We start from the raw sequence: 23,502 nt of genomic DNA, 5'->3' as shown, positions 1-23,502 counted from the left end.
TGCGGATTCTCGGCCTCGCGCGAGGTCACGACGAATCGAACGGAGTGAAGTTGGCTATCATCATTAATGATAGCCGTCATGTTTAAGAGTAAAAAAAAGGGTCGACCCGGTTAACTCCCCCTGTGAGCGATTGCCGAACACACGCAATCCAGCGCCGGCCCCAGCGTCTGCGCCGCACTCAATGCCCGTGGAGTGGGTACCATCCGGCGACCGATGCGCTCGAACAAAGGGTCATTGAACAACTTGCGCAAACGCACCAGCGCCGCGCTGATGGCGGGCTGGCCCAGCGACAGTTTCTCAGCGGTACGGGTGAGGTTTCGTTCCTGAATCAGCGTGTCGAATACCACCAGCAGATTCAGATCGATACTGTGCAGATCATTACGTTTCATGGGGCAGGTCCACGTAGAGATTTTTGACTTGAGCCACAGGCGGGGAATCCGCCAGACTTGAGTCGATACCGGAAAAGCCATTGCAGCGACTTTATATGACGCGCATCATCAATACTAGCCTCTCAGCACAGCTTTTCCCAAGCGATGCCGACCTGGCGACAGGAGCAGTCTCATGAAAGTCACGAAAGACCAGGCCGCCGCGAACAAAGAGGCGATCCTCACGGCCGCGTCCCGGCTGTATCGGGAAAAGGGAATCGACGGCATCGGCATTGGTGAACTGTCCCGTTCCGTGGGCCTGACCCATGGCGGCTTTTACGGACAGTTTCCGGGCGGCAAGGAGCAGTTGGCTTCAGAAGCCGTCACCCGCACGTTCGAGTCCAATATCCAGGACTGGCGGGACGCCAAATCCATTCCCGAGCTCATCAAGGGTTACCTGACGCAAGGGCACCTGGATAACTGGACCGAAGGCTGCCCCATCCCGGCATTGGGCGCTGACGTTGCCCGCGCCGGCGGGACCGTCAGCAACTCCTTCACCAAAGGCGTCGAGCGTTTGATCGAAACGTTGATGGCGCTGGTCGAGGGGGAAAGTCACGAGGAGAAATACCAGGAATCGCTGCGCATCCTGTCATCGATAGCCGGGGCGATGTTGATTGCCAGGGCGTTGGACAACCCGGAGTTGTCCGGGCAGTTCCTGCAATCGGTGATCAGTGCCTGGCCTGCTGTTCCAGAGAAAGAAGAGCAGGCAGGCGTTCCGGACTGACGTCCTACTCTTCACTCAACGAGCACATGCTCCAACACCACCTCCAGCGGGTGACGCAGTTGCTTGCTGGCCAGGCGCTTGACCTGGCTGCGGCACGAATACCCCGTCGCCAGCGCTTCACCCGCCTTGTCCAGCTTGCCCGCCCATGACTGCTCGAAAATAGTCCGTGAGGTCTCTTGGTTACGCGCTTCGTGGCCATAGGTGCCCGACATGCCGCAACAGCCGGTTGCCTCGGTCACCAGCTTCAGCCCAAGCCTGGCAAACACGGTTTCCCATTGCGAGGTGCTGGCCGGGACGTTGGTCTTCTCGGTGCAGTGCGCCATCAAACGGAACGTCTGATCAGCGTGACGGGACCTTTCAGGCAACACATCAACCAGCCATTCCTGGGGCAGCAAGACTTTCGGGCAGCCGTCGAGGCCCGGCACTTTCTGATATTCCTGGCGATAGACCAGCGTCATCGCCGGGTCGAGGCCGACCAACGGCACGCCACAGTCGGCCAGGGCCTTGAGCTGATTGGCGTTGCGGATCGCCGCTTTGGCGAATGCACCGACGAACCCCTGCACGTGCAAAGGCTTGCCGTTGGCACTGTAGGGCGCCAGAAACACGCGGTAGCCCAACTGATGCGCCAACTGGATATAGCTCGCCAACAGCGGTGTTTCAAAGTAGCGGGTGAAGGCGTCCTGCACCAACACCACGCTTCGCTCACGTTGTGCGGCAGTCAGTTCGCGCAGGGCGGGCACGCTGGCGACAGCGACTTTGCAGCGGGTCAACGTGTTCTGCAGGTCGAAGCGGTGGATCAGCGGACTGTCGAGCATGCCGACGTGTCGCTCCAGCAAACGACTCACCCATTTCGAACCCATCACCGCGTTGTACAGGCCCGGCGCGTACGCCATGTAGGGAATGGTGAACTCCAGCGAGCCGATCAGATAATCGCGCATCGGGCGTTGATAGCGACCGTGGTACAGCTCGAGAAAACGCGAGCGGAATTCCGGGACATTGACCTTGACCGGGCATTGTCCCGCGCAGGATTTGCAGGCCAGGCAGCCTGCCATGGCGTCGTACACTTCATGGGAGAAATCCGCCTCGCCGCGCGAGCGCGCCAGGTTATTGCGCAGTCGCACCGGCAACCCGCTCAACCACGACAATTTGCCACGGGCCGCTTGCAACACATCAATGTTGGCCGCCCCTTGCAGGCGCAACCATTCACGAATCAAAGACGCCCTGCCCTTCGGCGAATGCTGGCGTTCCCGGGTGGCTTTCCACGACGGGCACATCGCATCGTTGGGGTCATAGTTGTAGCAAGCGCCGTTGCCGTTGCAGTGCACGGCGCTGCCGAAGCTCTGCCACACGCGCTCATCGATTTGCCGATCCAGATCACCGCGCAGCGTCACTTCGTTGACCTTGAGCAAGCCTTGGGCAGCATCCGGCGGGGTGCAGATTTTGCCGGGGTTGAGCTGATTGTGCGGGTCGAACGCGCCCTTGAGCGATTGCAGCGCCGGATACAGTTCGCCAAAGAAATCGGGGACGTATTCCGAGCGCAAACCCTTGCCATGCTCGCCCCACAGCAGCCCGCCATAACGCCGGGTCAGCTCGGCCACGGCATCGGAAATCGGCTTGACCAGCGCGGCCTGCTTCGGGTCTTTCATGTCCAGCGCCGGACGCACATGCAACACGCCGGCATCGACGTGACCGAACATGCCGTAGGCCAGGCCATGGCTGTCGAGCAGTGCGCGGAACTCGGTGATGTAGTCGGCCAGTTTCTCAGGCGGTACGGCGGTGTCTTCAACAAACGGCTGTGGGCGGACCTCGCCTTCGACGTTGCCCAATAAACCGACGGAGCGTTTACGCATGGTGTAGACACGGGTCACCGCTTCAGCACCTTCGGCCAGCGTGTGGCCCAGCCGTTCGATCGTCGTATCGGCCTGCAAATGCGTCACGAACGACGCCACGCGAGCGTTCACCTCCGACAGGTCTTCGCCGCTGAATTCAACCAGGTTGATACCCAGCGTCGGGCGCTCGGCATCCGTCGGGAAATACTCGGCGACGCTGTGCCAGACGATGTCTTTCATCGCCAGCAGCAACACTTTGGAGTCCACGGTTTCGATGGACAGCGGCTTGTGCGCCAGCAATGCATTGGCATCGCGCAGCGCATCCATGAAGCTGCTGTAGCGCACGTTCACCAGCACCGAATACTTGGGAATCGGCAGCACGTTGAGCTTGGCTTCGACGAGGTAACTCAACGAGCCTTCCGCACCGCACAGCACGCTATTGAGGTTGAAACGCCCCTGCTCGTCGCGCAGGTGCGCCAGGTCGTAACCGGTCAGGCAGCGATTGAGTTTGGGGAACACCGCCTCGATCAGCTCGGCCTGGGTTTCCTGGATCTGCCGTGCGGTGCGGTACACCTCGCCGATACGGCCGGGTTGCGCACATGCAGCTTCCAGCTGTGCGTCGGACAGCGGCTGGCTGTGCAGGCGCTCACCGCCGAGCAGTACGCTGTGCAGTTCCAGCACATGATCGCGGGTCTTGCCGTAGGTGCAACTGCCCTGGCCGCTGGCGTCCGTGTTGATCATGCCGCCAACGGTGGCCCGGTTGGACGTCGACAGCTCCGGGGCGAAAAACAATCCATGAGGTTTGAGCGCGGCATTGAGCTGGTCTTTGACCACGCCGGCCTGCACCCGCACCCAACGTTCGGCGACGTTGATTTCGAGGATGGTGTTCATGTGTCGCGACAGGTCAACCACGATGCCGTCGGTCAACGACTGGCCGTTGGTGCCGGTGCCGCCGCCACGTGGGGTCAGCTTGATCTGGCGAAAGCGCGGTTCGGCCATCAATGTTGCGATGCGCACGATGTCGTCTGCATCCAGTGGGAACACCGCCGCTTGCGGCAGACGCTGGTAAATCGAGTTGTCGGTCGCCAGCACGGTGCGGGTGGCGTAGTCGGCACTGAGCTGTCCGCGGAAACCAGCGGCACGCAAGGCCTGGAGGAATTCCGGGTACTGTGCGGCGGGTGCAGCGGTAGGCAACTGGGCGATCATCGCTGGAAAATCTCTTGTAGGTCTAATCACGGAAATCAAAATACTTGTCGCCTGAGCATTAATAGGTCAGCCTCAGGTCGTCGGCTGAGCCAATGATCCTGCAGGTTCCGACGCCGAACAAACGGATAATCCTGCCGCTATCGATGACTTTTACGAATGAATTACCGCCATCTCACCCCGTCCATGTCCTTGCTGCTGGCTTTCGAAGCCGCCGCCCGGCATGAAAGCTATACCCGCGCCGCGCTGGAGCTGTCACTGACCCAGAGCGCCGTCAGCCGGCAAGTCCAGGCGCTGGAGCAGCAACTGGGCCTGACGCTGTTTCGTCGTGAAGGTCGGCAGGTGCAATTGACCGACGTCGGTCGTCTTTACCAGCGGGAAATGAGCGACGCACTCGGGCGCATCCGCAGCGCCACATTGCAGGCGCTGGCTTATCAGTCAGGCAGCGGCACCTTGCGCCTGGCCACATTGCCCACGTTCGGTTCGAAATGGTTATTGCCGCGCCTTCACGACTTCTACAAAACCCATCCTGGCATGCTGGTGCACATCAACTCCCGGATCGAGGCCATCGACTTCGAAACCAGTGGCATCGATGCCGCGATCGTCGTCGGCACGGCCGACTCGCCGGGCCTGATCAGCCATCGCCTGCATACGGAAGAGTTGATGGTGATCATTTCTCCAGAAGCGGCCGAGGCCCATGACGCCTGGACCCCGGAACGCATCGGCGGACAGACGCTGCTCAACGTCGCGAACAACGCCAACGTCTGGGGCGAGTGGTTCAGCCACCACGGCCTGCCCCATCGAATGATGCGGCTGGGGCCGAGTTTCGAACTCACTTCACACTTGATCCAGGCCGTGAGAGCGGGCATTGGTATCGGTCTGGTGCCACGCATCCTGGTGACCGACGAACTGGCCAACGCCGAGTTGATCAGCCTGGACCAACCCTTCGCCAGCCAGCGCAGTTACTACCTGACCTACCCACCGCGCAACGAAAGGCTGCCTTCGCTGATCGCGTTCCGTACCTGGTTGCTGGCGCAAATATGACGACGTCCGCCGATGCACCGCGTCGTCTGCATCGCCAGCAAGCCGGCTCCTACAGTGCAGCGGCGCACACAAGACCCAGCCTCACCCCAATCCTGTAGGAGCCGGCTTGCTGGCGATGGTCGTTAACGATTAAGCGTTTCTACAGAATAAACGCGGCGCCTGTGAGTCCATCGCTGGCAAGCCAGCTCCTACAGTGCAGCGGTGTCCACAAGACCAAGCCTCACCCAAACCCTGTAGGAGCCGGCTTGCTGGCGATGGTCGTTAACGATTAAGTGTTTCTACAGAATAAACGCGGCGCCTGTGAGTCCATCGCTGGCAAGCCAGCTCCTACAGTGCAGCGGTGTCCACAAGACCGGGCCTCACCCAATCCCGTAATCGAGCCATTGTGCTTCGCGCACTTCACTCCAACAGCGAGACCAGGCGCGGCTCTATTGCCGTCTCGAATACCTCCAGCAACGCCAACGTTACCGGCAACTTGAAGCGCCTGCGTCCCGCACTGCCCGGATTGAGGTAGAGCCGTTCGCCGCGCCATTCGATGCACGGCTTGTGCGAATGGCCAGTGATCACCAGTTTGACCGTCGCATCGAGCACGGCCGGGACATCGGCGAGGTCATGCACCAGCAACGCCTCCCACCCGTTGAGGTCGAAACGCAGGCAATCTGCAAGATCCTTTGCCCAGGAAGCATCAAGATCATTGTTCCCGCGCACGACATGCAGTGGAGCGATTGCCCCCAGCTGCTCAAGGATTTCGGAGCTGCCGATGTCGCCCGCATGAATGATCCGCTCACACCCCTCCAAAGCCGCAAGGGCCTCAGGGCGGAGCAATCCATGGGTATCGGAAATCACGCCAACCTTCATACAAAGCTCCCGACCAGGCTCAAGCAGTGGAGCATCGCAGACTAAACCAACGGCTGATGACTGGTCACACAATGTATGCCGCCACCCCCAGCGGAAATTGCGTCGATGTTCAGTTGCACCACCTCTCGATCCGGATAGAGCCCGGACAACAGATCAAAGGCTTTGGCATCTGCCACCTTGTCACCAAACTCCGGCGCAATCACCGCGTCGTTGATCACGAAGTAGTTGATATAGCCCGCTGCAAAGTCCGGGTTGCTGCGGTTGAACCTGCTCTTTCGTGGATTGAGCGGCGGCGACACCGTATGCACCTGCAGCTTGCGGCCATCGGCATCCGTGGCATTTTTCAGAATTTCCAGATGAGCCCGCGTGACCTTGTAATCATATGACTCAGGGTCGTTGTCGAGGTTGGCGATTACCACGCCGGGCTTGACGAAACGCGCGTAGAAATCGACATGGGCATCGGTGATGTCCTTGCCCTTGATGCCCGGCAGCCAGATGATTTTGCGCAGGCCCAAGCGGGCTTTCAGTTCTTCCTCGACCTCGGCCTTGCTCCAGTCAGGGTTGCGATTTTTATTGATCCAGCTGCTCTCGGTCATGATCCCGGTGCCGTGACCATCCACTTCGATACCGCCGCCCTCGCCCACCAGTTCGCTGCGCAGGTAACGCGCATCCGTGGCGTCGGCCACCTGTGCCGCCAGTTGCGCATCTTCGCTGTGCTGCTGTTTGTTGCCCCAGCCATTGAAGTTGAAATCCACGGCGCCAAGTACGCCCTTGTCATCAATGACGAAGTTGGCGCCGATGTCGCGCATCCAGATGTCGTCGAGTTCGGTGACGACGTAGGTGATGTTGCTCTTGCCGCAATGCTCCTCGGCCAGGCTTCGCTCGTGCTCGCGACAGAAAACGGTGACCGGTTCATGGCGGGCGATGGTGCGCGCAATCAGGCCAATGGCCGCTTGCACGTCGGCGGTGAAATCCTCCCAGATCGCCTCTTGTGCACCAAAAGCAATGAAGGCTTGCTCGTGGCGATCGCCCTCATCCGGCATGCGCCAACCGACCTGGGTGGCTGCGTGCGCGGACAAAGGCGTCAGGCCAAATCCGATGGAGGCAACCGCCCCCATCCCCGCCACGACCGAAACCTGCTTGATGAACTCGCGACGCGTCGACATGTATTGATCCTTGGAAAGTGAACTCATTTCGCGGTGGCCGTCTTGAACTTGGTCCAGGTGCGCATCCGCGCGCGCATATCGGACTGGGGAATGTCCTTGCCCGGAATCAGCCGCGCATAGGTGGCTTCATCAAGATAGATGTCCGGGTTGTTGCGCATTGTCGCATCGACGCTCGGCCGCGCCTTGGCGTTGGAGGTCGGGTAGCCAGTGAAGTTACTGATGTCGGCCATGTTCTGCGGGCGCATGACGAAGTTGATGAACGCATAAGCGTACTCCGGATGTCTCGCATCGACCGGAATCGCCATGGTGTCCATCCACACGGTGGTGCCTTCACGGGGGATGCGGTACTCGAATCGGGTGCTTTTGCCGGCGCTGTCGGACGTCCGTTGCGCCTGGGTCATGTCGCCGCTGTAACCGAGCGACACGCACAGGTTGCCGTTCACCAGATCGGTCACTGGCTGCGACTGGAACTTGCGAATGTGTGGCCGCAATTTCATCAGCAATTCACTCGCCGCCGCGAGGTCTTCGGGCTTGGCGCTGCGCGGTTCCCGGCCGAGGTAATTGAGCACCACGGCGAGCACTTCGTCCGGTGAGTCGATCATCGAAATACCGCAGTCGGCAAATTTGCCGGCCAGCTCCGGCTTGAACAACATATCGAGGCTGTTGACCGGAGCATCGGGCAAGCGCTGTTTGATCTGCTCATCATTGTAGGTCAGGCCGATGGTGCCCCACGTGTAAGGCACGGTGGCCTGACTCGAGGTTTCATACTGCCGGCGCAGTTTCTGCAAACCGGGCTCGATGTCGTTCAGCGCGGTGAGTTTGCTGCGGTCCAGCGGCAGCAGGCTGCCGGCGCGCATCAAGCGTTCGGCCACCGTGTCGCCGGGGAAAATCAGGTCATAACCGCTGCCACCGGCGAGCATCTTGGCTTCCAGCGTTTCGCTGCCATCCATGACGTCATAGATCACTTTGATCCCGGTTTCAGCGGTGAATTTCGCCAGCGTGTCCTCGGCGAAATAATCGGCCCAGTTGTACAGCCTGAGGGTTTTCTCTTCGGCGTGCAGCGACGACGAGGCCAGTGCCAACCCCAAGGTGCCGAGCAACAACGTGTGCGCAATGCCCATATCAAACTCCTTGAGTGTTCCAGCGTGCATGAAGGTGACGACCGTCCTGACTCAACAGCGCCCCGTACATCTCCGGGCGACGGTCGCGGTAGATGCCCCAGCTCAGGCGCTCTTCGCGCATGGCGCTCAAGTCCAGGCTGTGCACCAGCACGCCAGTGCTGTCACGGTCGGCCTCGGCGAGCAATTTGCCCTTGTGATTGCAGATGAACGACGAGCCATAGAAGCCCATTTGCAAGGTCGGATCGGTGGTCGCCGCTTCTCGGCCGACGCGATTGGCGGCCACCACCGGCAGGATGTTCGCGGCCGCATGGCCACGCATGGTCATCTGCCAGTGGTCACGGGAATCCAGTTCGGCGCAGCCAGGTTCAGAACCGATGGCGGTGGGAAACAGCAAGACTTCAGCGCCCATCAACGCCAGGCAACGGGCGGTCTCGGGGAACCACTGATCCCAGCAGATCCCCACGCCGAGGCGCCCGAACGCCGTGTCCCAGACCCGGAAACCGGTATCGCCGGGGCTGAAGTATTCCTTCTCCTGATAACCGATGGCGTTGGGGATGTGAGTCTTGCGATACACGCCCAACAAGCGTCCGTCGGCATCGGCCACGCTCAGAGAATTGAAATAGGCATTGCCGGCCTTCTCGAACCAGCTCAGCGGCAGCACCACGCCCAACTCCTTGGCCAAGGCGGCAAAGCGTTTGAGTACACGGCTGTATTGATATTCCTCGGCCAGTGCCAAGTGTTTGTGGCTTTGCTCGATGCAGAAATACGGCGTGGCAAACAGCTCCTGCAACAGGATGACTTGAGCGCCCTTCGACGCCGCCTCGCGAACCAACTGCTCGGCAAGGTCGAGGTTGTGCGGCAGGTCCCAGGTGCAGGGCATTTGGGTGGTGGCAATCGTCAATAGAGTCATGGCATCAACCCTTCACTGGCCAGGCAGGCTGTTGCTGGGTGATGCAATGCACCCCGCCGCCGCCATGGGCCAGATGGTTGATCCGCACCGGCACCACTTCACGCCCAGGGAATGCCTGGGCCAACACTTCGGCCGCTGCGTGGTCGGCATCGATGCCGTAGGCCGGCATGATGATCGCGTCGTTGGCGATGTAGAAATTGGTGTACGAGGCGCAGAACACTTCCGCCTCAGTGTCCACCGCATCGGTGGCTTCATAGAGCTCGATCAGCTCGAACTTCCGGCCTTGGGCATCAGTGGCCAGTTCCAACGCACGGCGATTCTCGCGGGCCACTTCGGCATACACCGACTGCTTGTCGTGAGTCGCGTCCACCAGCAACACGCCGGGGCGTGCGAATGCGCAGACACCATCGACATGGCCGTCAGTCATGTCGCCGGTCACGTAGTCCGGATCGCCCGGCAGCCAGATGGTTTTCTTCACGCCCAGCAGACGCGTGAAAATCTCCTCCATCTCAGCCTTGGTCATCCCGGGGTTGCGATTGGGATTGAGCAACACCGACTCGGTGGTGATCAGCGTACCCTCGCCGTCGACATGGATCGCCCCGCCTTCGTTACTCAGCGGTGTGCCGAAGCACGGCAAGCCCAGGTGATTGAGTGCACGGCGCGCCAGGCCTTCATCGAGATCGTGCGCCGACTTGCCGCCCCACGCGTTGAAGCGCCAACTCACACCGGCCAACCCTTGTTGCGGGTGGCAAACGAAGCTTGGGCCGGAGTCGCGACACCAACTGTCGTTCACCGCCAACTCGATCAGTTCGATGTTCGGACCACAAAGCGCCTTGGCACTCGCGACAGCCGACGGATCAACGACCATTTTCACCGGTTCGAAACGAGCGATGGCGTTGGCTACCCCGGCGAAATCCTTTTGCACTTGTGCGAGGGTGACGCGCCAACCCGACTCCCAGAGTGCCTGATTGTGTGGCCAGACCATCCAGGTCGCTGCGTGCTTTACCCATTCTGCCGGCATCAACCAGCCGCTGTTCTGAAGTTCGTTCTGCTGCATGACAATCGCCCTTGAGTTAAGTCATTGTGTTCAATGAAAATGACCTTTGCGGTCCTGGCATGCATGCTACGGCTGTAAAAACGGGCTAACAAACGATGGATTTTGCAGAAAAGTGATTAGAGGAACTTATCAATATGCTCAAGCACTGGCCCCCGCTCAGCACCCTTCGCGGCTTTGAAGCGGCTGCCCGCCTGGGCAGTTTTCACAAGGCCGCCGACGAGCTGCACCTGACCCAATCGGCGATCAGCCAGCAGATTCGAACGCTTGAGGCGTACCTTGAACAGCCGCTGTTTTTTCGCAGTGGACGCAGCGTCAGCCTGACCGATGCCGGCCACGATTTGCTCAGCACCACGCAGGCGTTGTTGCAGCAATTGTCGGTCGGCATTCGTCGTCTCGGGCAATACCAGAAACCCAATCAACTGGTGCTCAACACCACGCCGACGTTCGCTCGTCATTGGCTGCTGCCACGCCTTGGGGACTTTCGCCGGCAGCATCCGGAAGTCGATCTGTGGATTTTCAGCACCGATGAAGTCCCGGACATGACCACCCAGACCATCGACCTCGCGGTGCGCGATGACATCAGCTCCCAGGCCGAATGCAGCTTCAAGGTGCTGCACGCTGATCGCCTCTATCCGGCGTGCCACCCCGATGTATTGGCCGTGCCCATCGAACAGCGCACCACCCTGCACGGCGAGCGGGAAATGGACTGGAGCCATTGGGACGTCGAGGCCGGCATCGATGTGGGGCAGAAGGATCAGGGCTTGAATTTTTCCGATCCCGGGTTGCTGCTGGACGCGGCGTGCGCGGGGTTAGGGATTGCGCTGGTCAGCCAGCTGTTGAGTCGGCAGGCGCGTGACAACGGGCTGCTGCAACCGTTGGTGGAGGAAACCATTCGCGGGCCGAACTGGGCGTTGCTGACGCACCGTGACAGTGAGAACAATCCGTTGGCGCGCAGTTTTAGCGAGTGGTTGCTGAACAACCTGACGTGACGCGGTCTTTTCGACATCCTGCAAAGCGCTTTCGCAGGCCTCAAGGTAAGCTCCTCGTTCCTCTTTGGAAACGTGACCCAGGGATGTACAAATGACCGTTGAAAGCTACGACCAACTCGCGATCTTCTCGGCCGTGGCGCAGGAGCGCAGTTTCACCCGCGCCGCTGCCAGGCTGGGCATGTCACAGCCCGCATTGAGCCGGGCCATGCGCCAGCTGGAGGAACGACTGGGCGTCCGGTTACTGTCTCGCACCACGCGCAGCGTATCCCCCACGGAAGCGGGCGAACATCTGCTGAAAGTGATCGCCCCCAGGTTCGAAGAGATCGACATCGAGCTGGCATTGCTCAGCGAATTCCGCGACAAGCCCGCAGGCAAACTGCGTATAACGGCCGGTGAGCATTCCGCGATTACGGTCCTGCAACCGGTACTCGCGAAGCTGCTGCCCGACAATCCCGATCTCAATATCGAAATCATCGTCGACTACGGCCTGACTGACATTGTGGCGGAAGGCTTCGACGCTGGTGTTCGGCTGGGTGAACAGGTCGCCAAAGACATGATCGCCATGCGCATCGGTCCCGACATGCGCATGGCGGTTGTCGGCTCCCCTGCGTATTTCGCTCGATATTCGCAGCCGACCCTCCCAAGCGACCTCATGCAGCACAACTGCATTACGCTGCGCATGCCCACCTACGGCGGCCTCTTTCTCTGGGAGTTCGAGAAGGATGGGCAAGAACTGAACGTACGCGTCGAAGGCCAAATGGTGTTCAACAACATCGCCATGCGCATGGAGGCCGCGCTTCAGGGGCTGGGGCTGGCCTATATGCCCGAAGACCTGGTGCAGGAGCATGTTGCGCAAGGCCGGTTGATTCGCGTGCTCGCGGATTGGTGCGAGCCGTTCTCGGGATACCACCTCTATTACCCGAGCCGACGCCAGAGCTCGCCCGCCTTCGCACTGCTGCGCGAAGCGCTGCGCTATTTGGGCTGATTTGCCTGGGCAGCATTCAGCGCCTCGTCGGCACGCTTGGCCGCATCGGCATGACCTTGCGCCGCCAGCAGGCGGACCAATTGGCGCAATTGCGAAACGCTCAGGCCGACCCGCAGGCTGGCGGCCATGTGCGAACGCAGCTGTGACTCCACACCGGGAGTGACGGCCAACGCTGAGACCGTGGCCAACTCACGACTTTGCCAGTCCAGGTTATCGCGCTCGAAAATGTCGCCGAACAAATGTGCCTGCAGGTACTGGTTGATGACAGGGGCGAAGTCGAATAGCGGACCCTGAACAGGCGCGCCGGCAATGCGGGTCTGATTGGCCTTGCCCACCGACAGCAGTTCACCACCGGTGGGAATGACACGACCGGGCTCGCGCCCCGGATCGTCCTGGATGCCGTTTTTCTTGCGCGCCTCCACAACCCTCATCAGCTCGCCAAGTGCGTTGAGACTGCGTGGAAAACCGGTGTAAGCGTAGAGTTGCACCAGTATTTCCTTCGCCTCGCTGACGGTCAGGCCCGCGTCCAGCCCCTGATTCAATGCAGCATTCAGCCCCGGCATGTTGCTGCTGGCCATGTGGGCAGCAATCAGCGGGATGGCTTGTTGCCTCGCGGACAGCACCTCGGAAGCGAGATTTTCGGTGGACATTGATGTCGGCGTTACGGGTTCGTGGGCGCGGTACTGATCGTCGGTGACTTTCTCCAGCCAATCCACACTCTTGCCATTCACAGCACCGGTCACCGCCAGGTGGGTCATGGCACTTGACGGTGCGGCGCCGTGCCAATGCTTGACGCCCGGCGGGCAGACGATCACGTCGCCGGGGAGGATTTCCTGCACAGGCTTACCCCACTCCTGGGTCAAGCCCACACCGGAAACCACCACCAATCGCTGGCCTGCGGGATGGGTGTGCCAAGCCGAACGCGCCCCCGGCTCGAAGGTCACGTAGGCGCTGGACGCATTGATTTCATTCGTGACGGGGAACAGGGGGTCGACGCGCACTTGCCCGGTAAAGTAATCCGCCGGTCCCGCTGTGGAAGATTGGGAGCCTGCGCGACTGATCTGCTGAACGGACCGGGACTCACCGGCATTTTCAGCACCCGCAGCGCCGGCAAAAGGCGCTGCGACGCAAACCGCGATCCCCAAAAGAGTGTTTTTCATAATGCCCCCCAAGTCAGAGCGTTCTGGCGTAAAACGCGTTCAACTGCGCAATGGCGACGTCAACATACTCAGGCACCCAATAGGTTTCGATATGAGTTGCGCCATCGATGGTGAACAGCTTCTTGTCCTGTGTACCGCTGGCCTTGGCAAAGGCTTGCTCCGACATATACAGGCTGTCCGCCTTGCTGCCCGCGATCATCAGCAACGGCTTGTCGATCAGTTCGATCTGATCCGTCGCATCGAAGCTCATCAGGTCCAGCAGGCTACTCAGGGTGTATCTGAAGGTCGAGTTGGGGTGAGCATGAGTCTTGCCGTAGTACTCAAAACCCTGCCGATACAAATCAAATGGCAGCTTGGCGATCTGCTCGTCGGTGAGTTTGGCATCGCCGGTGTAGAGGATTTCTCCGCCCGCCGCTTCCTGGGCACGGGCAGCCGAAGCCTGCCGTAAACGCTCCTGAACGGTGGACAGCTGCGAATCCCTGTAGCCATTGCGCCGTACCAGTCCGGAATTGAACATGCTCACCGTTGCGATGGACTGGAAGCGCTTGTCGGTTTGCGCCGCCTTCAATGAATAGCCGCCACCGCCGCAGATACCGAGCAAGCCCAAACGCGAGTCGTCGGCGCCCGGATAGCCGGCGATAAAGTCCGCCATGCCATGGATGTCTTCGACGCGGTTCGTTGGTTTGTCGACGTTGCGCGGCTGACCGCCACTGCCTCCCTGATACGCCGCATCCGCAGTGATCGTGATATAGCCCTGATCTGCCAGGCGCTGGGCATACAGGCCTGCAACCTGCTCCTTCACCCCGCCATTGGGATGCGCCACGACAACAACCGGGTACTTCTTCGCCGAGTCATAGTTCGCGGGGGTGTAAACGTTGGCGGCAATGTCCAGGCCATTGAGTTTGTAGGTGACCGGATGGATGTTGACCTTTCCGGGCTCGTTCTTCGTCAGCGCGCCACCGTAGGTCAATGTGAATGGGTTCTGCTTGTAGTCCCCTGCCTCGACTTCGGCTCCGGACATCCCGATCATGGCGGCCAGGAATGTGGCCTTTATCGTGGTTCGCGTCATATGAATATTCCTGCCAATTCCTGTTTCCAAGGTGCACGGCAGCCATGGCCGTGCGCGTAATCAATCAAGATTTTTTTCTGCGAGGAAGGTCGAAACCAGGTCCGCGATCTCGATGTTGTTCAAGTCAGAAAACGGGAAGTGGCTATTGCCCTTGATCCCGATCTCCGGCAAATGAATGAGCTTTACGTCACCGCCATGGCGATTCACCGCATCACGCCACAGGCGCGCCATCTCCAGACGGGCACGCCAGCTGTCCTGAGCAGGCAAACGAACCGGTTTGTCGGGGATGTTGTCGCCGTAGAAGATGAGGATGGGGATACGGGTCAGCGCTTCGAACTGTTCCTTCGAGACGATCTGTGCCGAGACTGTGTCGAATGCGCTGGGGATCGGCGCGGGACCTTCCCCCTCGGGAAACACGAAGCTGCTGCCCGGTTCAAATGCGACGATAGCCCGCACATGGCGGCTCTTGATCGCCGTCAGCCAGCCGGGTCCGCCACCTTGCGAGTGGGTAAACAGAATGGCCGGCCCCGTCTTTTCCAGCAGCGCGGATACGCCATCGGATACGACCTCAATGTCATAAGGGCCGGTGTTGGGCGTCATCGAACGGAAGAACTGCTCCAGCGCCTGCGGCCCCCGAGGGAATTGGCTGCCCTCGAAAGTGTCGGGCCACAGGCCAATGCGGAACTGGTTGAACCACATCTGCTCGTCCGCCACCGGCTTGATCGTCGTTTCAACCAGACTGCGTCCTGCATCGCCACGGCGCGGCTGGTCGATCAACCAGGTGGAGAAGCCGCGACGCAGGAAGATGTTCTGAAACCCTTCACGTCCGTCAGCCGTCGTTTCCCAGGATTTCGCAGACTGCCCCGCGCCATGCCACATGACAATCGGCAACGGGCGAGCGTCAACCGGGACCTGGTAGAACGCATACACATGGTCGCCATGGTAGCTTTGGCCATCAGACAGGGCAGGCTTGTAGGGGTCAAAGATGCCCGGCTGAGTCTCAACTCTCCCGCCGGCAATCACGCTGCCCTGCTCCTTGATAACCAGCGGACTGCGCTCGTCCGCTTCGGCGACCGCAGAGGTGCACAGGGCAAAACACAGGGTGCCTGCCTTTGCCAGGGCTGAAACACGATAGAGAATAACGGGATGGGTCATGGGGTACTCTCGGCGAGAAACGCAGAGAAGCAACTTACCCTCAGACTATTGATTGATAAACAGCACTAATCGGATAGCACTGATACCAAAATCACATAAATGTGATGAGAATGCCCAACACTTTCCCTGTAGGAGCGAGCCTGCTCGCGATGGAGGCCAACGATAACGCGGGTTTTCTGAATAAACGCGTTGCGCCTGAGTTCATCGCGAGCAATCGAGCGTCGACCGGCTGCTCCTACCATTTTGCTCAGCCCTTGGCCGCCATCGCGGTCACTTCCACACGCATGCCTTCAACTGCCAGCGAAGCCACGCCAACAGCCGCACGCACCGGCCACGGTTTGGCGAAGAAGCGCTTGTACACCTCGTTGAACGCGGCGCGGTCGGCCATGTCGGTGAGGTAGATGGTCAGGTGCATGACGCGGTCCATGGAACTGCCGGCGCGCTCCAGCGCAACCTTCAATGCCTGCAACGTGCATTCGCTCTGCAGGGTGATGTCGCCCAGTTCCAGGCTGCCGTCGGCGCGGGTCGGGATCTGCGTGGAGACCAGGATGCCGTTGAAGCCGGCCACGTCGGAGGAGATGGAATCCGCGTCGGGATCAGGGGTGAAGGTGATGTCTTGGTTCGCCATGGGGTTCTCTTGTTCGAGGAAGTAAAAAGTGTGGGGAGTTTACAGCTTCACCGGGTGACTTGCGCCTCCCCTGCGGCGGGTGAATTGCTGCTCAGTCACCACGCTGCCCCACTGACTGCCTTGCTGTTCGTGGGTCAGCTCAAAACCTGCGGCTTCATAAAGTCGACGCGCGGCGTCCAGGCCCTTGAACGTTGCCAGCTCGATCGCCTCGAAGCCGAACCGGTCGCAGAACTCCACGGCCTCGCGCAACAACTGACGGCCGACCCCGCCACCACGGCAACCGTCATCAAGGATGAACCAGCGCAGGTGGGCCTGGTTATTGCCCAGATCCTGCCCGTCGATGGCAATCGAGCCGACGATGCGATCATTCACTGTCGCCACCCAGAGGTTGTTGCAGGGCTGGTCCAGACGCCCCACGAACTCAGCGATGCCGCTGGCGACCTTGCTCTCGAAGAATTGCCCGAACCCTGAGTGCCTGGCGTAAAAGGCGGCATGCATTTCAGTCACGCGCCCAACGACACCGGGACGGTAACCGACGCTGATCTCGACCGGGTTGCCCGGCGCTTTTCCTTCGCCGGTACGGTGTGCATTCAGGGCGTGGGCATACGCCGCCAGCCCTTGGGCGACCGCTTGTTGTTGTGATGGATTCAAGTGTTCCAGCGCCGTTTGGACCTGCGTTCGCCCATAAGCATGGATCGCAGTCACTGTGCGCCGGCCCTGCTTCGTCAATTGCAGACGCTTGACGCGACCATCGCTGTCGGCACTTTCCACCAGCTCGCCGGCCTTGATGAGCTTGGCCACCATGCGGCTGACACTGGACTTGTCCAGATCGAGCAATTGCACGAGTTGAGCGGCGGTCAGCGCCAGGTGTGCCTCGATCTCCAGCAGTGCGTGTACGGCTGAAGGTGAGTAGTCGGTCGCCGCCAGCGTGGCGCGCATGAAGCCCAACTCACGCACCATCGTGCGCGACGCAGAGCGGATTTCTTCAACCAGAGCGGGATGAGTGGTCACTTCAGGCCTCCCCTAAAAATAGTTGCACTATACAACCATATTTCAGCATGGAGGTTCAACAGGCGCTGAGTCAAACGCTCTGCATCAGTTATTTATACTCAAATGCCAGCTTAATAATATTTTACCGATAACAGGGTCATCCCTAGTCTTGAGCCCAAGAAATGGCAGGCCGTTCGCGACCTAAATCCAACTCGAAGGGTATAGAGATGACCACTGAAAAAATAAAAACAGATACGCTGATTGTTGGTGCCGGTCAGGCTGGCGTGGCCATGAGTGAACACCTGAGCAAACTCGGCGTGCCGCACCTGGTGCTGGAGCGCAATCGTATCGCCGAACGCTGGCGCACCGGGCGCTGGGATTCGCTGGTGGCGAATGGTCCGGCGTGGCACGACCGTTTTCCGGGCCTTGATTTTGACGACCTCAGCCCCGACGAATTTGCGCCGAAAGAACGCGTGGCCGATTACTTCGAAGCCTACGCGAGGAAATTCAACGCGCCGATCCGCACCGGCGTGGACGTGCTGAAAGTTGAACGCAACGTTGGCCGTCCGGGCTTCACCATCGAAACCTCTGAAGGCGTGATCGAGGCCAACCGTGTGGTCGCCGCCACCGGGCCTTTCCAGCGGCCGGTCATCCCACCGATTGCGCCGCAGGATCAGCCATTCCTGCAAATCCACTCCGCCGATTATCGCAACCCGCAGCAACTGCCTGAAGGCGCGGTGCTGGTGGTTGGCGCCGGTTCGTCCGGCGTGCAGATCGCCGATGAATTGCAGCGGGCCGGCAAGCAGGTTTACCTCTCCGTCGGTGCCCACGACCGCCCGCCTCGCGCCTATCGCAACCGTGATTTCTGCTGGTGGCTGGGGGTGCTTGGCGAGTGGGATCAAGCGGCGATGAAGCCCGGTCGCGAACACGTGACCATCGCGGTCAGCGGCGCACATGGCGGCCGTACGGTGGACTTCCGTGGCCTCGCTCATCGCGGCATGACGCTGGTCGGCCTGACTCAATCATTCAACGGCGGCGTGGCGACCTTCCAGCCGAACCTGGCCGAGAACCTGGCGCGTGGCGACGAAAACTATCTGGCGCTGCTCAACGCCGCCGACGCCTACATCGAACGCAATGGCCTGGACCTGCCGCAAGAACCGGAAGCGCGCATCACCTTCCCCGATCCGGAGTGCGTGACCCATCCGATTCTTGAGCTGGACCTGGCCAAGGCCGGCGTGACCTCGATCATCTGGGCCACCGGTTTTGCCACGGACTACAGCTGGCTGAAGGTGGATGCCTTCGACGACAAGGGCAAGCCGCAGCATCAACGCGGTGTGTCGAGCGAACCGGGGGTGTACTTCCTCGGTTTGCCTTGGCAGTCCCGTCGCGGCTCTTCGTTCATCTGGGGCGTTTGGCATGACGCCAAGTACGTGGCGGATCACATTGCCATTCAGCGCTCGTACCTCGACTACCACGATGCGGCGCAACGCGAGGCGGAAGTTGTTTCGCTCGCCCCTAAAAAAACTGTCAGCGCTTAAGCCATTTTCCAGGAGCTTCACATGTCCACGCCAACCCATACCCGTATTCGCATGTTCAACACCAAGGAAACCTACCCGAACCAGAGCCTGGACAATGACCTGTGCCAGGCGGTCCGCGCCGGTAACACAGTTTATGTCCGTGGCCAGGTCGGGACTGATTTCGAAGGCAATCTGGTAGGCCTTGGTGACCCGCGTGCGCAAGCCGAGCAAGCCATGCGCAACGTCAAGCAGTTGCTGGAAGAGGCTGGCAGCGACCTCAGCCACATCGTCAAAACCACGACTTACCTGATCGATCCACGGTATCGCGAGCCGGTGTATCAGGAAGTCGGGAAGTGGTTGAAAGGCGTGTTTCCGATTTCGACCGGGCTGGTGGTGTCGGCGTTGGGGCAGCCGCAGTGGTTGATGGAGATTGATGTGATTGCGGTGATTCCCGAGTAGACCGAGTCGCGGCCTTCGCGAGCAAGCTTCGCTCCTACAGGTGATCCGGATTTCCTGTAGGAGCGAAGCTTGCTCGCGAAGAGGCCCGCCCAGACACCTCATTTGCCAAGGAGTAAAACCCATGACCTTCTCCATCGCCGCCCGTTGCCCCGAAACCGGTCAGTTCGGCATCGCCATCAGTTCTTCCAGCATCGCCGTCGGCGCCCGCTGCCCGTGGCTGCTGCCGGGTGTCGGCGCCGTCTCCACGCAAAACATCACCCTGCCCTCCCTCGGCCCGGACGTCCTCGCCCTGATGGAGCAAGGCCTCGCCCCCTTCGATGCGCTGGACAAGGTCCTCACGCGCAACGGCTACAGCCAATACCGGCAGATCACCGCCATCGACCACCTCGGCCAGACCGCCCACTTCAGCGGTGCGCAAACCCTGGGCAACCACAACGCCGTGTCCGGCGAACAATGTGTGGCCGCCGGCAACATGCTTGCGGACCGGGGCGTGATCGAGGCGATGGTCGAGGCCTTCGAACACGGCGAAGGTCAACTCGCCGACCGCCTGCTCGCCGCGATGAAAGCCGCCATCGCCGCTGGTGGCGAAGCCGGGCCGGTGCATTCGGCAGCGATGGTGGTGGTCGGCGAACTGACCTGGCCGATCATCAACCTGCGAGTCGACTGGGCGGACAACGATCCAATCGGTCAGCTCGAAAAACTCTGGGATGCCTACCGCCCACAAGTCCAGGACTACATCGACCGTGCCCTCGCCCCGGACAAATCCCCCGGCTACGGCGTCGCCGGAGACGACCGATGAGCAGCAGCCGCGACGTGCTGCAAACCCTGGTGGCGTTCGACACCACGAGCCGCGAATCGAACCTGCAGCTCATCGAGTTTGTCCGTGACTACCTCGCAAGTCTCGATGTGCCTTGTGAACTGATCTACAACGAGCAGCGCAGCAAGGCCAATCTGTTTGCCACGATCGGCCCGGCGGACAAGCCGGGCATCGTGCTGTCGGGACATACCGATGTGGTGCCCGTCGATGGCCAGCCATGGACCGTTGCGCCGTTCGAACTGAGCGAGCGCGATGGCAAGTTGTATGGTCGCGGTACGGCGGACATGAAGGGCTACATTGCTTGCGTGCTTGCCCTCGTTCCGTCCTTGGTAAACGCTTCGCTGAGACTGCCGGTGCACATCGCGCTTTCGTACGATGAAGAAGTCGGCTGCCTCGGTGTACGTTCCTTACTGGCGGAGCTGGAACAACGCCCGGTCAAACCGATGCTCTGCATCATTGGAGAACCGACTGAGCTGAAACCGGTGCTCGGGCACAAAGGCAAACTGGCGATGCGCTGCGATATTCATGGCGAAGCGTGCCATTCGGCGTATGCGCCGCTTGGGGTCAATGCCATTGAGTACGCCGCCGAATTGATCGGCGAACTGGGACGAATCGGTAACCGACTGAAAGCGCCCGAGCATCACGATGCGCGTTTCGATCCGCCATTTTCCACCGTACAAACCGGTGTGATTTCCGGTGGCAAAGCGTTGAACATTGTCCCGGCCGATTGCCGGTTCGACTTCGAAATACGCGCGTTGCCCTCGCATGATCCAAGCGAAGTCGCCCAGGAATTGAAAGCCTACGCCGAGCAGCAAGTGCTGCCGCGAATGCGTGCGGTCAGTGAACAGAGCGAGATTCGCTTCAGTGAGTTGTCGGCGTATCCCGGATTGGCGACGGATGCACACAGCGAAGCGGCTGAGTTGATCGCTGCATTTTCCGGCTCCAGGGAATTTGGAACAGTGGCCTTTGGCACCGAGGGCGGCCTGTTCGATGCTGCAGGAATTCCCACTGTCGTCTGTGGCCCCGGCAGCATGGATCAGGGCCATAAACCGGATGAGTTCGTCAGCCTCGAACAATTGAACCGCTGCGATGAAATGCTGCAACGAATGCTCGCGTTCATCAGCCTGTAGGAGCCAGCTTGCTGGCGATGGCGGTCTCACAATCGCTATCGCCGGCAAGCCGGCTCCTACAGGTGGCGTGGTGATGCAACGATCCCGAACACCCCAAATAACCCTGTAGGAGCCGGCTTGCCGGCGATGGCGGACTAACATTCAACACCTGTGTTGACTGACACTCCGCTATCGCGAGCAGGCTCGCTCCCACAGGTTTTTTGGGCGACCCATGGACCTACTTTTTTTAACGTCTGTACCAACAAAACTACTAATTTATCTATCCCACCCCACCGCACATCATCAACTCCAACAAGAAAAGCGTCGCCCCACGCGGCGCTCACCGAAGTACGTCCACGTACTCAAAATTGCCTTAGAGTCCATCATGGTTACCGCAGCAACAACCCCCGCCCCACTCATCGAAAAACACACCATCGGCTACGTGCCACCCGAAGATCGCCACGGCAAAACCCGTGACCTGTTCACCCTCTGGTTCGGCGGCAACATCGCCCCGCTGCCCATCGTCACCGGCGCCCTCGGCGTGCAGATGTTTCACCTCAACCTGGTGTGGGGCATTGTCGCCATCCTCGTCGGCCACCTGGTCGGCGGCGTGCTGATGGCACTGCACTCGGCGCAAGGCCCGCAGATGGGCATCCCGCAAATGATCCAGAGCCGCGCCCAGTTCGGCTCCCTCGGCGCGCTGCTGGTGGTGCTGATCGCCGGCATCATGTACATCGGCTTCTTTGCCTCCAACATCGTCCTCGCCGGCAAGTCCCTGCATGGCGTGGTCGACAGCGTGCCAGTGCCGGTCGGCATCGTCATCGGCGCCCTCGGTTCCGGCATCATCGGCATCATTGGCTATCGCTTCATCCACGTGCTCAACCGCATCGGCACCTGGGTGCTCGGCGCGGGTATCGTGCTCGGCTTCGGCTACATCTTCACTCACGTGCAGACCGCCGATTTCCTCACACGCGGCAGCTTCAATATTTCCGGCTGGCTCGCCACCGTGTCCCTTGCCGCACTCTGGCAGATCGCTTTCGCGCCTTACGTCTCCGACTACTCGCGCTACCTGCCGGCCAACGTGCCCGTCGCCGCAACCTTCTGGACGACTTATCTGGGCACCGTGCTCGGTTCCAGCCTCTCGTTCATTTTCGGCGCCGTAGCCGTCCTCGCCACGCCCGTCGGCATGGACACCATGGACGCCGTCAAACTCGCCACCGGCTCCATCGGCCCGTTGATGCTCGTGCTGTTCCTGCTCAGCGTCATCAGCCACAACGCCCTCAATCTCTACGGTGCCGTGCTGTCGCTGATTACCCTGGTGCAAACCTTCGCCTACCGCTGGATCCCCACCGCCAAAAGCCGCGCCATCCTGTCGATCATCCTCCTCGCCGCCTGCTGCTTCGCCGCCGTCGGCGCCTCCGCCAACTTCATCGGCCACTTCGTCGACATGGTGCTGGTGTTGCTCGTGGTGTTGGTGCCATGGACCGCGATCAACCTGATCGACTTCTACGCCATCCACAAAGGCCAGTACGACATCAATTCGATCTTCAAGGTCGATGGCGGCATCTACGGCCGGTACAACCCGCAGGCACTGTTGGCGTATGCGATCGGGATCGTGGTGCAGATTCCATTCATGAACACACCGCTGTACGTCGGGCCGATTTCGCAGCACATCAATGGGGCTGACCTGTCCTGGCTGGTGGGCCTGATCATCACCTCGCCGCTCTACTACTGGCTGGCCAATCGCGACACCGCGTACAAGCGCCGACTCTCCATCGGGAAACTGGCCAATAGCCTCTAACTCCCCCGCATTTCAACCTTAATAAAAAACCGCATCAATGCGGTTTTTTATTGCTTGATCATATTATGCAGCTCCAAGATATTTACTATCACGCATAATAAAAACGCCAATAAAACCGTTATTGAAAATTTGACATGTCTCAGCAACTTTACACTCTAAGAAAAAATTGATCTGGGTGATTGCAAAATTGTAACGCTGGCGTTGCACCGCGCCAGTGCCGCTTCAAAAAAACGATATAGGCGCCTGCCTGATTTTGGTGCAAAAATACATATTCTACTCATATTTCCAAACGAAATAAGTTAGTTATCTTGCTGTTTTTATTAGTATTTTTTATTCGTAATTCACACATTGTCTTTTGACACCTTCCTTGTAACCCCCACTCTTTATATTGCTGGCGCGAACTGTTCGAAATTCCTGTTAAAAAAAATGACAGTGCCAGGAAGATGTTTGTCTACACTCTTGGTTCTGCGTTTGCGGACCCGAAAA

The 23,502-nt window shown here is 59.9% G+C and carries 21 protein-coding genes; 9 read left to right on the top strand and 12 right to left on the bottom strand.

Annotation, left to right across the window (positions count from 1 at the left end; genetic code table 11):
* Positions 1–110: 110 nt before the first annotated feature.
* Positions 111–389: a LysR family transcriptional regulator gene (locus KGA82_RS02160; protein WP_207284493.1), complete on the bottom strand. Its 279-nt coding sequence runs from the start codon at positions 387–389 to the stop codon at positions 111–113.
* Positions 390–561: 172 nt separating this feature from the next.
* Between KGA82_RS02160 and KGA82_RS02155 the strand changes: the two genes are divergently transcribed.
* The gene (locus KGA82_RS02155) at positions 562–1,149 is read left to right on the top strand and encodes a TetR/AcrR family transcriptional regulator (RefSeq protein ID WP_223449500.1); all 588 of its coding nucleotides are present in this window, start codon (positions 562–564) and stop codon (positions 1,147–1,149) included.
* 11 nt (positions 1,150–1,160) lie between these two features.
* Here KGA82_RS02155 and KGA82_RS02150 read toward each other — a convergent pair whose 3' ends face one another.
* Positions 1,161–4,184: an FAD-binding and (Fe-S)-binding domain-containing protein gene (locus tag KGA82_RS02150; protein ID WP_223449499.1), complete on the bottom strand. Its 3,024-nt coding sequence runs from the start codon at positions 4,182–4,184 to the stop codon at positions 1,161–1,163.
* A gap of 156 nt (positions 4,185–4,340) precedes the next feature.
* Here KGA82_RS02150 and KGA82_RS02145 point away from each other — a divergent pair, with 156 nt between their 5' ends.
* Complete coding sequence (locus KGA82_RS02145; RefSeq protein ID WP_008038922.1) at positions 4,341–5,225, top strand: LysR substrate-binding domain-containing protein; 885 nt, start codon at positions 4,341–4,343, stop codon at positions 5,223–5,225.
* 399 nt (positions 5,226–5,624) lie between these two features.
* Here the strand turns inward: KGA82_RS02145 and KGA82_RS02140 are convergent, their stop codons facing one another.
* The 5 genes from KGA82_RS02140 to KGA82_RS02120 are packed head-to-tail and all read right to left on the bottom strand — an operon-like array spanning position 5,625 to position 10,337.
* Positions 5,625–6,083 carry a metallophosphoesterase family protein gene (locus tag KGA82_RS02140; protein ID WP_223449498.1) on the bottom strand — a complete coding sequence of 153 codons (459 nt, stop codon included), beginning with the start codon at positions 6,081–6,083 and terminating at the stop codon, positions 5,625–5,627.
* A gap of 41 nt (positions 6,084–6,124) precedes the next feature.
* Positions 6,125–7,249 (bottom strand): agmatine/peptidylarginine deiminase, encoded by a 1,125-nt coding sequence (locus tag KGA82_RS02135; protein WP_223449497.1) that lies wholly within the window; start codon positions 7,247–7,249, stop codon positions 6,125–6,127.
* A 23-nt stretch (positions 7,250–7,272) separates the two neighbouring features.
* On the bottom strand, positions 7,273–8,370 hold the full coding sequence (locus tag KGA82_RS02130; protein WP_223449496.1) for an extracellular solute-binding protein: 1,098 nt from the start codon (positions 8,368–8,370) through the stop codon (positions 7,273–7,275).
* A gap of 1 nt (position 8,371) precedes the next feature.
* Positions 8,372–9,280 carry an N-carbamoylputrescine amidase gene (gene aguB, locus KGA82_RS02125; protein ID WP_223449495.1) on the bottom strand — a complete coding sequence of 303 codons (909 nt, stop codon included), beginning with the start codon at positions 9,278–9,280 and terminating at the stop codon, positions 8,372–8,374.
* Positions 9,281–9,284: 4 nt separating this feature from the next.
* The gene (locus tag KGA82_RS02120; RefSeq protein ID WP_207284502.1) at positions 9,285–10,337 is read right to left on the bottom strand and encodes an agmatine/peptidylarginine deiminase; all 1,053 of its coding nucleotides are present in this window, start codon (positions 10,335–10,337) and stop codon (positions 9,285–9,287) included.
* A gap of 134 nt (positions 10,338–10,471) precedes the next feature.
* Here KGA82_RS02120 and KGA82_RS02115 point away from each other — a divergent pair, with 134 nt between their 5' ends.
* Both KGA82_RS02115 and KGA82_RS02110 read left to right on the top strand, forming a co-directional pair.
* Positions 10,472–11,326 (top strand): LysR substrate-binding domain-containing protein, encoded by an 855-nt coding sequence (locus KGA82_RS02115; RefSeq protein ID WP_223449494.1) that lies wholly within the window; start codon positions 10,472–10,474, stop codon positions 11,324–11,326.
* Between the two features lie 91 nt (positions 11,327–11,417).
* Positions 11,418–12,311, top strand: a complete 894-nt coding sequence (locus tag KGA82_RS02110) for a LysR family transcriptional regulator (RefSeq protein WP_223449493.1) — start codon at positions 11,418–11,420, stop codon at positions 12,309–12,311.
* Here the strand turns inward: KGA82_RS02110 and KGA82_RS02105 are convergent.
* The 5 genes from KGA82_RS02105 to KGA82_RS02085 all read right to left on the bottom strand — a co-directional run bounded on the left by KGA82_RS02105 (position 12,299) and on the right by KGA82_RS02085 (position 17,334).
* Entirely contained in the window at positions 12,299–13,471 is a 1,173-nt protein-coding gene (locus KGA82_RS02105; RefSeq protein ID WP_223449492.1) for a cupin domain-containing carboxymuconolactone decarboxylase family protein, read from the bottom strand. The genes KGA82_RS02110 and KGA82_RS02105 overlap by 13 nt on opposite strands.
* 13 nt (positions 13,472–13,484) lie before the next feature.
* Complete coding sequence (locus tag KGA82_RS02100) at positions 13,485–14,540, bottom strand: alpha/beta hydrolase (RefSeq protein ID WP_223449491.1); 1,056 nt, start codon at positions 14,538–14,540, stop codon at positions 13,485–13,487.
* A gap of 60 nt (positions 14,541–14,600) precedes the next feature.
* Entirely contained in the window at positions 14,601–15,695 is a 1,095-nt protein-coding gene (locus KGA82_RS02095) for an alpha/beta hydrolase (protein ID WP_223449490.1), read from the bottom strand.
* Between the two features lie 247 nt (positions 15,696–15,942).
* Positions 15,943–16,323 (bottom strand): RidA family protein, encoded by a 381-nt coding sequence (locus KGA82_RS02090; protein WP_008027160.1) that lies wholly within the window; start codon positions 16,321–16,323, stop codon positions 15,943–15,945.
* 39 nt (positions 16,324–16,362) lie between these two features.
* Entirely contained in the window at positions 16,363–17,334 is a 972-nt protein-coding gene (locus KGA82_RS02085) for a helix-turn-helix domain-containing GNAT family N-acetyltransferase (RefSeq protein ID WP_008027162.1), read from the bottom strand.
* A 206-nt stretch (positions 17,335–17,540) separates the two neighbouring features.
* Here KGA82_RS02085 and KGA82_RS02080 point away from each other — a divergent pair, with 206 nt between their 5' ends.
* From KGA82_RS02080 to KGA82_RS02060, 5 genes are all read left to right on the top strand, one after another.
* Complete coding sequence (locus KGA82_RS02080; RefSeq protein ID WP_223449489.1) at positions 17,541–18,851, top strand: flavin-containing monooxygenase; 1,311 nt, start codon at positions 17,541–17,543, stop codon at positions 18,849–18,851.
* Positions 18,852–18,872: 21 nt separating this feature from the next.
* On the top strand, positions 18,873–19,289 hold the full coding sequence (locus tag KGA82_RS02075) for a RidA family protein (RefSeq protein WP_046027689.1): 417 nt from the start codon (positions 18,873–18,875) through the stop codon (positions 19,287–19,289).
* 121 nt (positions 19,290–19,410) lie between these two features.
* Positions 19,411–20,088, top strand: coding sequence for a DUF1028 domain-containing protein (locus tag KGA82_RS02070; RefSeq protein WP_192228284.1), 678 nt, complete (start codon positions 19,411–19,413; stop codon positions 20,086–20,088).
* Complete coding sequence (argE, locus tag KGA82_RS02065) at positions 20,085–21,236, top strand: acetylornithine deacetylase (protein ID WP_223449488.1); 1,152 nt, start codon at positions 20,085–20,087, stop codon at positions 21,234–21,236. Before KGA82_RS02070 ends, argE begins: the two co-directional genes overlap by 4 nt.
* Positions 21,237–21,600: 364 nt before the next feature.
* Positions 21,601–23,016: a purine-cytosine permease family protein gene (locus tag KGA82_RS02060; protein ID WP_223449487.1), complete on the top strand. Its 1,416-nt coding sequence runs from the start codon at positions 21,601–21,603 to the stop codon at positions 23,014–23,016.
* Positions 23,017–23,502 lie beyond the last annotated feature (486 nt).

Source organism: Pseudomonas sp. BF-RE-22 (genome assembly GCF_019956155.1).
GTDB lineage: Bacteria > Pseudomonadota > Gammaproteobacteria > Pseudomonadales > Pseudomonadaceae > Aquipseudomonas > Aquipseudomonas migulae.
The sequence above is the reverse complement of the archived record's forward strand: the minus strand, read 5'-3'. Positions and strand labels throughout refer to the sequence as shown.